This is a genomic window from Nocardia sp. FDAARGOS_372 (assembly GCF_002554515.1).
In the GTDB taxonomy this organism is placed as follows: Bacteria; Actinomycetota; Actinomycetes; order Mycobacteriales; family Mycobacteriaceae; genus Nocardia; species Nocardia farcinica.
Genome location: NZ_PDDW01000002.1, coordinates 15,362 through 27,108, shown reverse-complemented (window position 1 = coordinate 27,108; position 11,747 = coordinate 15,362). Strand labels below are relative to the sequence as shown.

Here is an 11,747-nt window from a genome sequence, read left to right as displayed (position 1 = left end):
CAATGGAGGTATTGTTACTGCCAAACCTGAGTCAGGTCAACGTTTGGCAGTAACAAACCAGGAGGTTTCCGTGTCTTCCGCGAACCCGGCGTGGGTCGACATCGCCGCAGGCCTGAGAAGTCGGGTAGCCGCTGGCGAATGGAGACCCGGTGAGCAACTCCCCTCGATGCGCCGCTTGGCAGACGAGTACGGCGTGGGCAGCCATGCGCCGGTGAATCGGGCGATCATGGTGCTTGTCAGCGAAGGCATTCTCACCACCGACCCTGCGGCGCCACGCCGGGGCGTCCGGGTGCGCTCGACGCAGGTGCTCACCCGCGATCTGTTCGGAAACTCAGTGCTGCCACTGACGTTCGAGGATGAAACGGGCGCTGATGGAGTCGAGGTCACTGTCACCTACGACTGGGTCGAAGCGACAGCCGATCTGGCTACCTCGCTGCAGGTCTCCGAAGGCACTGAGCTGCTCGCGAGGACGTTTCGCTACACCCTGGACGGCACGCCCCACCAGGTGGCGCGCGAGTACATGCGGGCGGACCTGGCTCGCGAGTGCGGTTTGACCGGACCTGACGCAGAAGTTCCAGGTCGTAACACGGCAATGTGGCTGGAGCGGGCAGGCATTCACCTACACCGAGAGCACCTGGTCCTACTCACCCGCAACCCCACAGCCGAGGAACGCGACGCCCTGGCCGTACCTATCGGCGTGCCGGTCTACGAGAAAACGCTCACGACGTACGACGAATCCGACTCGCCACTCGACACCCGGCGCATACTCGTCGTCGCCGACCGCATCATCTACACCGCAGATCGCGTGCACCCCCGCCGCACCGACAGCGCCGACCCCGCAGGAGCCGACCAGTGCTGATCTCCGTCGTCACCCCCGTGCACCACGGACGGCTCGACTACCTCACTGCCGCGTACGAGTCTTTGGCACACCAGGAGATGCCAACAGACTGGGAATGGGAATGGCTAGTCCAGCACGATGACCCGCAGCCGTTGGAGCTGCCCAAGGCAGCTCAGAACGACCCCCGAGTCCGCGCCGGCGCCGCCCGCCATGGAGGCCCTGGAGTCGCACGGACAGTAGCGCTCCAACGCGCACGCGGTGAATACGTCCGCAATCTCGACGCCGATGACGTACTCCCCTCCACCGCGCTCGCCGACGCGATCGAGATACTGACCCAGCATCCCGAGATCGGTTGGACCACATGCCGGGTCCTTGACCTGATGCCCGACGGCACCCTCAAGGAGTTTCCCGGTGACCCTGCCGATGGCCCGATTCCGATCGGGTCCGTCGCTGAGTACTGGCGCGCCCACGACTGGCGCCTCCACGTCCACCCGACCACGATCACCATCCGGCGCGACCTGCTGCTCGCGATCGGAGGATGGATGGCGCTGCCCATCTCCGAGGACACCGGAATGATGCTGACCGCCAACGCATTCGCTGCTGGCTGGTTCATCCACCGCGTCGGGCTCTACTACCGACAGCATCCGGACCAGATCACCAAGGCAGACCCCAATGCCAGCGACCGTGCCGAGCGGATGGCCATGATCGACCAACGGCTCCGAGCAATCGAAGCGCTACGCAGGAACACCGCAGGGACACAGATTGTGTGCTCACCGGCGCGGCGTGTCGGCTAGGTCGAGCCCGAAACTAGGCGTTATATAGCCCGCATGACAGCACGACGTGGAAAACCGCAACTGGTCGAGATCGACGCCGACCTGCTGGCGGCTGTCAAGGCTGAGGCGAAGCGGCGACAGATGACCTACCGGGCGTTCTTCGAGTCCGCCTTGAGCCGCGAGTTGGAGGTCTCCCGGAGGATCGAGGTCGTCGAAGCCGAGCAGCTCAAGATCGCTGGTTAGAAATGTCCATGTAAATGACGAAACGCCCCCGGCGGCAACCGGAGGCGCTTCAAGGCCCTTAAGGACCAACGCTTGTGCTAAGCGGGTCTAAGGGTAGCTCACGAGGTGGTCAGCACCAAAGACCCGGGCGCGATGTCGCTGGTCACGATTTGCTGACAGCGGCCGACGAGCTACCTCCCCCAGACAACTCCATGCCGCCAGCTCAGCCGGGTGATGGCCGTGAGCTGGTGTGGTCGGTGCTGGCTCCAGCGATCGCGGGGTATCCCGCGATCCGGGTGATCGACCCGGCCACCAACACCACGGTGCGGACGCGGTCCCGGATTCCGGCGCGGCCGCCGGCACAGCCTGCGGCGGTGCCCGTCTATGACCGGGCGGCGCGCACCGACAAGCTGGTGCTGGACCTGGACGCCAAGGCACATGGTCCGGTGGCGGTCGCCCGCGATGCCGCCCGGGCCCGTGCCTGGCTGGAAGCGTGCGGTGCCCGGGTGGTCTCCGACCGCAACCCCGGCAATGGCGGCCGCCACCTCCTCGCGTTCTTCGCTGCGGGTGAGACCTATAGCCGGGCCGACGTCGAGCCCGTGCTGCGGCGCCTGGCGGATCGGTTGCCGACGCTGGACCTGACGCCGATGCTCAACGCTCGCACGGGCTCGATCACCCCACCCGGGTCGGCGACCCGCGATGGGCATTTCCGGGTCCTGGACGGCTCGCTGGAGGACGCACTGGCCGCGGTGCGGCAGCGGTCCGAGCCCGGCCTGCTCGAACGCCTGCGGGCCTTCCTCGGCCCCGGCGCGCCGGAAGCGGTGCCGACCCCGGCGGCTCCCCTGCCCGCGACCGCCTCGGCGTCGGCGGATCTGTGGGAGGGCGCAGGGGCTGATGCCCGCCTGCGCGCGCCCTGGCAGTGCCGCACGCCGGTCCCGGCCGCGGTCCTCGCCTTCGCCGAGACCGGTGCCCTGCCCGCCGATGGCCGGTGGCCATCGCGGTCGGAAGCCCGTGCCGCCGTGCTGGCGGCCACCGCGCTGCGCGGCTGGTCGCTCACCGACGTCCGCGCCCACCTGACCGCGTGGCCGGGCATGGCCCAGGCGTATGCGCGCTACCGCGACCCCGAGCGGGCGCTGAGCCAGGACTGGGACCGCATCTGCACCCGGTGGGTCGCACCCCACGCCCACCTATTCCGGTCCTCCGAACACAGGGAACCAGGGCTCACACCCCCCAGGGTCTCCCAACGCTCGAATACCCCGATCTCTGCGACCTCGCACCGTGAATGGCTCGCTCGTGCCTACGCCTGGACGTTCGCGACCTGGCCCGGCCAGTCCTACCGGTGGACCGTGCTGGCAGTCCTCGACGCCCTGGCCTACGCCGCCGCCGTCACCCGCGAGCCCGCCGCCGGCGCCACCGCTCCCGTCGCCGCGGTGGGTGTTCGCAGCCTCGCGTCGTTCGCTGGGCTGCTCTCGGTCGGGACGGTGGCTGACGTACTCGCTGACCTGCGGGACCGGCCCGGTAGCCCGGTGTTGCGGGTGCGCCGCGCCGCGGGCACGCTGGCCGACGCCTACGCCCTGGTCACCCCCCGGCGGGGCGAGGATCTCGACCGCGAGGTCGACCCGGTCCCGCTCGAGCGCGTGCAGGTGCGGCAGGTACACGACGCCTGGCGCGTGCTGGGCCTGCACGCCCGCTACCTCTACGAACTCGTCGAATCCGGTCTGACCCGCACCCAGGACGTGATCGCCGCGGCCGGGCTCGCTCGCTCGACCGCCTACGACAGCCTCGCCGTCCTGGCCCAGGCCGGGCTCATCACCCGCGGCCGCGGCACCGTCACCCTCGGTCCGACCACGCTCGACGACATCGCCGCCCGCCACGGCCTGCACCACCTCCGCACCGAAACCCTTGCCCGCCACCGTGCCCAACGCGCTGCCTGGCATGCCTGGCTCGAAATGCGCTGGCACCTCACCGACGAACCACCCACCGACCCACCCTCGATCCCGCTCGCCCCCTGGGACACCGACGACGAACTACACGAAGCAATCTGGGCCACCCAGATGGCCACCGGACCGCCAGAACCGTAGTGGGCCCCTACTCAGCGGTCTCGCCTGCGGCGCGAGCTCCGAGTGTTACTTGGTGAGCAGGCGGACGACCTCGTCGAGCAGCTGCGGGTCGAGCTGCTTGCGCAGCTGCTCGACGACGTCGTCGGGGGTGCTGTGCGGCGGGATCCGGACGGGTTTGGTGGTGGAAAGAGTCTTTCCACTCTCTGGCTCCGGCGGTTGTGTCTGATCCGTAAGTCGGGCCGGATCGTAGGGCGGTCCCATCTCGAGCAGGGCGGCCTGGTCGAGATGGGGGAGTGCGGCCACCTTGAGGGCCTTGTGCACGGGCAGGGCGAGATCGGAGACGAGGCCCTGGAATTCGGGGATGAGGTCGAGCAGCTGCAGGCGCTGGTTGACCTGGCTGTGGGAGATGCCTATGCGGTCGGCGAAGGCGCGGCGGCTCTCGCCGGTGTGGGCGAGCACCGCGGCCATCTCGCCGGCCTCACGCACTGGGTCCAACGGCTTGCGGTGGTAGTTCTCGATGATCCCGCTCTCACGGGAAAGCCGCGGGTCGGCGAGGCGGTCGTTGCGGTGGAAGGGCAGCTGCCCGATCTTCTTGTAACGGGCGATGGCCAACCGGCGGTTGCCCATGAGCACGACGTAGCGGACCTCGGCGCCGAATGCGTCGTCGGGGTGGTGTTCCAGCCATGCCTCCGCGGAGCAGACGGTCACCGCCTGGAGGATCCCGTACTCCTCGACGGTCGCGGCGAACGCTTCGAGTTCAGGGTCTGCCTGCGGGTCGTACTCGCGCGCCCACCTCGGGTTGTCGGGCCGGTGCGCGAACGCCGACAGCGGCGCCGAGGTCTGCAGATCGGGTGCTGCGATGGTCGCGCTGGCGGTCTCCGCCAGAATCGCGGAGACCCGGGCGGCGGTGTCGCTGTGGGCGGTGGACGGCAGCCCGCTGGCGACCGAGCGGGACCGCGGACGCTTGGGACGTTCCGGGGCCGGCATCAGCTGGTCCTGCTGCGACGGTCGAGGATCTCGTTCGCCAGCGCGTCGTACTCCCCCACGTCCTCAGGCATCAGCCCGTAGAACTCGTCGTAGGCGACGCCGCGGGAGATCTCGGTGTTGAGCACGTCCAGCCCCAACGCGTAGGGGACCTCGGGGTCGAGCTGTCCGTCTTCGCCCACCAGGTTCGAGGTGAGCTGTTCACGCGCCTCCTTCGCCTTGCCCTTGTGTGCAGCCGGGCAGCGGGTGAGCAGCACGCTGATCTCCAGGGGTGACCCGCTCTCGTCGACTGCGGCGGCACTCTGATACGTCGGCACCAGGCGCCGAAGCTCGGCGCGGAACGGGCCCACCGGGGCGATCAGCCAGTCCGCGTACAGGCAGCCGTGCGTGAAGTTCTCCGGCTGCTCACCGCCGGTGTCGATGATCACCACATCCGCGCCGGTCGAACGCTCAACTCCGCGCGCGTATTGCGACAGCGGCCCGTCGCTCTCGTGCCAGATCGCCAACCGGAACGGGACCACATCACCGACCCGCTCGGCCTCCTGCACCCAGTCCGTGGCACCCCGAGTGCGGGTGTCGGCGCAGATGACCACCACGGTCAGGCCACGACGGCTGAGCGCGATCGCGGTCAGGATTGCGCTGGTCGTCTTCCCTGGCCCGCCCTTGAGCGTCGAGAACAACAGACGCAGAACACCATCAGTTGCCATCGCTGCAACTCCACTCGCTATCTCGCCGCGTGCGGTGGAAAGAGTCTTTCCACCGCACACCCTTCGGCGACTGAAACGGCCCCGGTCCGCCTTCACCCACTCGCCCAAAGCGAGGTAAGCGCCCGGATTTCAGCCAGACCCTACCGCCTGCCCGACGCCTCGCCAGCCCACGACCCGCGCCCCGCATGTCCACCATCCAAACGAAGTGGGGACATTCCGGACAAATGTTTTCGTTAAAACGATAGAACGTAATCGTAGAACGATAAACGAAAACGTTTATGGTAGGATTGGAGGGTGACGAATCCAGAGCAGGGCCCCGCTGTCGGGGCAGATGACGGAGCCGACCGGCGCGTATGCCAATTCCCCGTCGCCTACGACCCCGGCTCGGGGGAGTTCGCGGTGGCCGGTCACCCGTTGCCGCCCGCGCCGCCTGGACGGGGACGCAAGGCCGAGTACTGCGGGGAGTTCCACGTCGATCCGGACGGGGTGCGGCGTCGCCACGATCGCGCGGCTGCCTTCCAGCGCAAGCGGGAACTCCAGCTCGAAGCCGCTGGCGGTGCGACGGCACGGCCGGATCGTCCTGTGCCGCGACCGGTGACCTCGGCGCGGGCGTCGCTGGCCGAGCTGCTGGCGCAGTGGGAGATGGTGACCACTGCACACCGCGCGCAGCAGGCCGAGATCGTCGATAGGGTGGCCGAGATCGTGGCCACCGCCGGGGATCCGGACGCCGCTGTCGCCGAGGTCGCCCGCATCAGGGCCGAAGCACAAGCCGAGATCGACGCGGCCCGCGCCGCAGCGGCAGAAGCCGAGAACGAGGCGCTGTCCGCTCGCCGTGAGCTGGCGCGTGCGATCGAGGACAAGACCTTGGCCGAAGGCGCGGCCGAGGACGCGATCGCCGATCGCGACGCCCGCGCTGCCGAAGCTGCCGCCGAGGTGGACCAGGCACGTGCTGAGGCCGCGACCGTGATCGAGCAGGCACGCGCCGACGTCGCGGCCGCGCACGCTGAACTTGAGCACGCACTCACCGACGCTCGATCGCGGATCGCCGCCGCTGAGCAGGCCGCCGCCGAGCGGGTCCACGCCATCCGCACCGAGACCGCGACCGAGATCGAGCAGATCCAGGCAGCGGCCAACGAGCAGATCCGCGCCGCCGAAACCCGTGTTCGCGCGGCCAGCAAGGCTCAACGCGACGCCGAAGCCGAGCGGGCCGGAGCTGAGCAGGCCGCCGCCGACGCGCGCACCGAGGCCCAGCAGCTACGCCGCGACCTCGAGGTCGCCCGCGCAGAGCTGACCGAGCTGACTCAGGCAGCTCGCGCCGAGCGCGAGCAGCTGCGCAGCGAACTCGCCAGCGCGCGCGCCGAGGCGCGCGCCGACCGCGAGCAAATGCGCACCGACCACGCCGCCGAACTGGCCCGCACGCAGGAAGCGGCCAACGCCCAAGTCGCGGCGCTACGCCAAGCCCTCGACACCGCCCACTCGACCATCTCGCGCCTGGAAGACGAGATGGCACGCCGGAAAGGTGAGCAGAAATGACCCCCGACCACACGCCAGCCGAAGCGGTCGCACGGAAGGCCAAGGACCAGCGCAGCGCCAAGATCGAACGCAGCGTCACCCTGTTCACCGCGGGCATCGCCTCGGTCGTGGCCGCGCAGGGCATGTACGTGATGTTCTCCGAGTCGCTGCACATGCACCCGGCCCTGCAGGCGCTGTGCTTCGCGTTCATCGAGCTCATGGTCGTCGCCTCGGCGATGCGGGCGCGGCGTTCCCAGATCGACACCGGATCTGCCGGCGTCGACGGCATCGCGATGTGGGTGCTGACCATCCTGTCCGGCGTCCTGGCCGCCTCCCACGCCACCAACGACGTCGGGCTGCTCGTGCTGCGCCTGGCCGCCCCGCTGGTCGCGGCATGGGGCTGGGAGCGGTCGATGGCGCTGGAGCGTCGCCAGCTCACCGGCCGCGCCGGCGGCATGAACTGGCGGTGGACACCGCAGCGGCTGCTGGTGAAGTGGGGCATCGCCGATCCGACCGACCGCACCGTCGCCGAGGTGGCTGTGGAGCGGCGCCTGGCCGACCTGGCCCTCGCGGCCGACGCCGTCCGCATCGCCCGCATCAACGGCGGCGGCCGGGCTGAGCGCAAGGCCATGCAGCGTCTGCACCGCGCCATCGACAAGGCCACCGCCGACGGCATCGCTCTCGGCAAGGAATCAGTGCGCGCTCAGCTCGCCGAGCATTTGGAGGGCCGTTTCTCGGCGTACACGCTGCCGAACTACCGGCCGGTGACCGACTGGGCCGACCACACCGCCCGTGCGCCGCGGCCGACGCTCGACACGATCGAATCCGACCCCGCGGTGCGTGCGGAGATCGCCGCTCTCGAACGCGAGGTCGAGCGCGAACTGACCGCCCGCGCGACAGCCCCGCTCGCGCGCGGCGACGAGGATCACGCGCCTGTGCACGCGGCCGAGTCCGCGATCGATCGCGCGCGCGAGGCGGTGGCCGGCGGTCCGCGCGCGGACCGATCGCTCGCGCGCGGTGAGGACGAGTCGCGCGCGAGCGATCCGGTCGATCGCGCGTCGATCGCGCGCGAGCCGATCGCGCGTTCGCGCGCGGACATTGGTGACGGACGCGCGGGCGAGGACGCCGTGTCGATCGCAGGCGAGGTCTCGACCGCGCGCGCGGACGCCAGTGTCGAACGCGCGGAGTCCGGCAGCGAGGCGGAGTCGATCGCGCGCGAGGTCGAGGTGGTCGATCGCGCGCCGATCGCGCAAACCGGTCCTGAGCTGGACACCGATCGCGACTCGCGCGCCGATCACACACCCGAGGAGCAGCTGTCGAACGCGCGACCCGGCAGCGAGGAACGCGCGAGCGTCGCGCGCGCGACCGAGGGCGTCGATCGCGATCGGCGCGCGGTGGTGTCGATCGCGCGCGATCCGAAGCCGGTCTCGCCGATCGCGCGCGAGGACGCCGATCGCGCGCGCCCATCGCGCGCGGGCCGCGCGCGATCGACAGTGATCGAGGGGGCGCTCGCGCGCGCGACCGAACCCGCCCCGCGCGCGCGACTCGGTGGGCACGGCCCGTTCGATCGCGCGTTGTCGCGCGCGGAGGCGACGGTGATCGCGCGCGCGGTCGTCGATCGCAAGCTCTCGCGCAAGTCGGTCGAGGAGCTCACCGCGATCTACGAAGCGGCCTCGGCCGGGGCGACCCCGAACGCGATCGGCGCCACGATGGGCCTGCCGCACTCGACGGTCGGCCGCGCACTGGAAGCCGCTACGAAGGTCTCCGGACCCCGCCTGGTCTGAACCCCGGGCAGCACCGAACGCGAAGGACCCCGCCGGCGGGTACCCGGCGGGGTCCTTCTGTGTGCGGAGCCCCTGGCAGCGCGAACAAACCAGGGACCCCGCCGCGACAGTACCGGGGGCACCCACCACCCAACTCGGAAGCGTCACCCGGATCCGCGCCCCGATCCGTGCCGAGAGGCCGTCCGGCACCTGCGCTCCACTCTCCCGGTGTGGTCACCGTTCAGCGACACGGCCTCGTACGGTCCGGTCGGTAGTCTGGGACAAATTGAGTGGGAGCGAGCTAACGTTTAGGTGCACCAATGGTGCACCCCGCCCGGGTGTCGGGTGGTCGCTGCGCTGGCTGTTGGGAGGCTGCGGATGGCAGGGGAGTCGCGGAATCAGCGTGCCGGTGTGCGTCGGACGCGGCAGGCGAACGTGGCCGGCGGGCGGTCGCACCGGTGCGTGGTGAAGCTGTCGGATTCGGAGTACGCCGACCTCACCGTGCGGGCAGAGGCGGCTGGGATGACGGTGCCGCGGCTGCTGGTGGAGACGACGCTGGGCAAGGCGACCCCAGAGGTCGGGCGGGCAGCTGCGGCGCTGCGGGCGCTGGAGGAGGGGGAGCAGGATCGTCGGGCGCTGAACAACCTCAACCAGCTGGTGCGCTACAGCCACCAGAACCGGGAGCTGGCCGAGGGGTTGCCGTTGGCGGTGGCGGCGGTGGTGCGTGCGGCGCTGCAGATGGATGCGTTGGCGCGGTGGGTGATGGGAGAGACGCCGTCGGTGTCGCCGTCGGTGATCGGTGAGGATCAGCTGGCCGCGGCGCAGGAGTGGGTGGAGCGGGTGGACAACCTCGGGGTGCTCGGCATCGACGAAGACATCGACGACGTGGACGGCGGCGGGGTGTGAGGCCGCGATGATTCCGAACTCGACGAAGGGCTCGGACATCAAGCGGCTGTTGTGGTACCTGGCGGGTCCGGGCCGCTACAACGAACACGTCGGCCAGCGGGTGTTGGCGGGGGATGCGGTGACGATGGCGGTGTTCGCCGGCCGGATCAACCAGGCGCGGGCGTGGGAGCTGGGCAAGCTGCTCGACAGTCCGCGCCAGGTTCTGCTGCGCGGTGACCCGGTGTCGGTCACCAGCTATCAGAAGGCTCGCGCGTTGATGGCGGAGGGCATGAGCCGCAAGGCGGCGTTCGAGGCCGCCACCAGCGATGAGAACACCTGGCACTGTTCGCTGGCGCTGCACCCGGACGAGGGTGCGCTCTCGGATGAGAAGTGGCAGGCGATTGCGACCGACTTCATGCGCGAGATGGGGTTCGTCGACGCCGGGGACGCGGTGCCGGATGTGCGGTGGGCGGCGGTGCATCACGGGCCGAACCGCAACGGCTGCGACCACATCCACATCGCCATGTCGGTGGTGCGTGCGGACGGGTCGCTGGTGGACATGATGTATGACCGGCCGCGCTCGCAGCGGGCGGCGGGCCGGGTCGAACGCAAGCACGGGCTGCGGGTGTTGGCGTCGCGGGAGACAGGGGAGACCGAGGCGGCCACGACACCGGCCGAACGCGCGTACATGCAGCGCGTCGGCGCACACGAGACCGACCGGGAGGCGCTGCGCCGGCGAGTGCGGGCCGCGGCGGCGGCCACGGGCAGTGAGGCGGAGTGGCTGCGGGAGTTGCGCACCCAGCAGATCGTGGTGCGGCCGCGGTTCGCCAAGGACTCCACCGAGGAGGTCGTCGGCTACTCGGTGCGCATGCCCGCCCAGCGCAACGTCGAGACCGGCGTGTGGGAGACACCACGCGGGTACTCGGGGCTGCAACTGGGCAAGGATCTGACCCTGCCCGCGCTGCGCAGCTGGGCGGGGTGGGAGACCTCCGAGACCGCGCAGCAGGAGGCGGCAGCAGAGTGGCGGCGGCTGCTGGCGGCCAGCGACCGGCGCGGCGCCCGCGCCGGCGCGCACAGGCCGCTGGATCCGGCGGCCCAGACCGAGGCGCTCGCGGCCGTGTCCCGGTGGTGCCAGCGGATTCAGGCGATCCCGGCCGAGGACCACGCCGCGGTGCGCCGCGCCGCCTCGGCGACGGCAGGACTGTTCGCGGCCGCGAGCGTATCCACCGAGCCCGCGCCGGGCCCGATGGATCGGCTGTCGCGTCAGCTCGCCCGGATCGGTGACACCGACCCCGCTCGGCGGCTGCCGCGCCGAGAGCGTGCCGACACGGCCTCGGTGCGGGCGGCGGCGCGGCTGCTGTGGTCGACGACCTCGCGGCAGGCCTCTCAGATCGCGCTCATCGAGGCGATGATGGACTGCTTCCTGGCGGTAGCGGAGGCACGGCGCGCGGTCGGGCAGGCACAGGCGGCAGAGGCGATGTACTCCCAGGCCCGCCAAGCATTGACCGAGGTCCACATGCGCGCCGCCGGGATCAACCCGGACCGTCCATACGAGTCGACTCCAGGCTCGCCGGCCTGGGTCGCGGCCTACCGCGCCCATGCCCACGTCACCGGGGAAGACCCGGCAATCACCACCAACACGATCCTCAACCAGAAGGCGCTGCACGCCACCAACACCAACCGGCGAGTGCAGAAGCCGATGACCCCGTCACGGCCGCGCCCGTGGCTGCCGATCGAGGACGAACGCGCCGCACGAGATCGCCAAGCCGCTGAGGCGGCGACGCTGCAACGACTGGCCACGCCTCGTCGCACATCCACTCGCAGCACCAAGGCGCCGATAACGCCGCCCCGACCAGCGCGCGGCAACAACCGGGACACCGGATTCGAGCGCTGACCCTGCCCGGGGCCGATGGGCAAGGGGGTGGCGAACGGGCCAAGGACGCAGGGGCGCGGTGGCCCGTCCTCGGGCCCCCGAAAGCGGCGGAACCACCTCGGCTGCCGAC

Annotated in this window: 10 protein-coding genes; 8 read left to right on the top strand and 2 right to left on the bottom strand. The window is 70.4% G+C overall.

Annotated features, from left to right (window positions below; genetic code table 11):
* Positions 1-70: 70 nt before the first annotated feature.
* The 4 genes from CRM89_RS29670 to CRM89_RS29655 all read left to right on the top strand — a co-directional run bounded on the left by CRM89_RS29670 (position 71) and on the right by CRM89_RS29655 (position 3,914).
* On the top strand, positions 71-859 hold the full coding sequence (locus CRM89_RS29670) for a GntR family transcriptional regulator (protein WP_162145189.1): 789 nt from the start codon (positions 71-73) through the stop codon (positions 857-859).
* The gene (locus CRM89_RS29665) at positions 853-1,632 is read left to right on the top strand and encodes a glycosyltransferase family 2 protein (protein ID WP_050768382.1); all 780 of its coding nucleotides are present in this window, start codon (positions 853-855) and stop codon (positions 1,630-1,632) included. Before CRM89_RS29670 ends, CRM89_RS29665 begins: the two co-directional genes overlap by 7 nt.
* 33 nt (positions 1,633-1,665) lie before the next feature.
* Complete coding sequence (locus tag CRM89_RS29660) at positions 1,666-1,854, top strand: hypothetical protein (RefSeq protein ID WP_011212371.1); 189 nt, start codon at positions 1,666-1,668, stop codon at positions 1,852-1,854.
* A gap of 236 nt (positions 1,855-2,090) precedes the next feature.
* Entirely contained in the window at positions 2,091-3,914 is a 1,824-nt protein-coding gene (locus CRM89_RS29655; protein ID WP_127516407.1) for a hypothetical protein, read from the top strand.
* A gap of 45 nt (positions 3,915-3,959) precedes the next feature.
* Here CRM89_RS29655 and CRM89_RS29650 read toward each other — a convergent pair whose 3' ends face one another.
* Together CRM89_RS29650 and CRM89_RS29645 are read right to left on the bottom strand one after the other, a co-directional pair.
* Positions 3,960-4,880, bottom strand: a complete 921-nt coding sequence (locus CRM89_RS29650) for a chromosome partitioning protein (RefSeq protein WP_011212369.1) — start codon at positions 4,878-4,880, stop codon at positions 3,960-3,962.
* Positions 4,880-5,584: a ParA family protein gene (locus CRM89_RS29645; protein ID WP_011212368.1), complete on the bottom strand. Its 705-nt coding sequence runs from the start codon at positions 5,582-5,584 to the stop codon at positions 4,880-4,882. The genes CRM89_RS29650 and CRM89_RS29645 overlap by 1 nt, the downstream gene beginning before the upstream one ends.
* A gap of 414 nt (positions 5,585-5,998) precedes the next feature.
* Between CRM89_RS29645 and CRM89_RS29640 the strand changes: the two genes are divergently transcribed.
* The 4 genes from CRM89_RS29640 (at position 5,999) to CRM89_RS29625 (ending at position 11,638) form a co-directional block, all read left to right on the top strand.
* Positions 5,999-7,117, top strand: coding sequence for a hypothetical protein (locus CRM89_RS29640; protein WP_127516405.1), 1,119 nt, complete (start codon positions 5,999-6,001; stop codon positions 7,115-7,117).
* 272 nt (positions 7,118-7,389) lie between these two features.
* Positions 7,390-8,880, top strand: a complete 1,491-nt coding sequence (locus CRM89_RS29635) for a hypothetical protein (RefSeq protein ID WP_371392078.1) — start codon at positions 7,390-7,392, stop codon at positions 8,878-8,880.
* 441 nt (positions 8,881-9,321) lie between these two features.
* Complete coding sequence (locus CRM89_RS29630) at positions 9,322-9,765, top strand: hypothetical protein (protein WP_127516402.1); 444 nt, start codon at positions 9,322-9,324, stop codon at positions 9,763-9,765.
* A 7-nt stretch (positions 9,766-9,772) separates the two neighbouring features.
* Positions 9,773-11,638, top strand: a complete 1,866-nt coding sequence (locus tag CRM89_RS29625) for a relaxase/mobilization nuclease domain-containing protein (protein ID WP_011212453.1) — start codon at positions 9,773-9,775, stop codon at positions 11,636-11,638.
* The last annotated feature ends 109 nt before the right edge of the window (positions 11,639-11,747 follow it).

Excerpts from the sequence above, each read along its gene's own strand:
- CRM89_RS29650 (WP_011212369.1), bottom strand. The coding sequence starts at position 4,880 with ATGCCGGCCCCGGAACGTCCCAAGCGTCCGCGGTCCCGCTCGGTCGCC.
- CRM89_RS29660 (WP_011212371.1), top strand. The coding sequence starts at position 1,666 with ATGACAGCACGACGTGGAAAACCGCAACTGGTCGAGATCGACGCCGAC.
- CRM89_RS29645 (WP_011212368.1), bottom strand. The coding sequence starts at position 5,584 with ATGGCAACTGATGGTGTTCTGCGTCTGTTGTTCTCGACGCTCAAGGGC.
- CRM89_RS29625 (WP_011212453.1), top strand. The coding sequence starts at position 9,773 with ATGATTCCGAACTCGACGAAGGGCTCGGACATCAAGCGGCTGTTGTGG.
- CRM89_RS29635 (WP_371392078.1), top strand. The coding sequence starts at position 7,390 with ATGTGGGTGCTGACCATCCTGTCCGGCGTCCTGGCCGCCTCCCACGCC.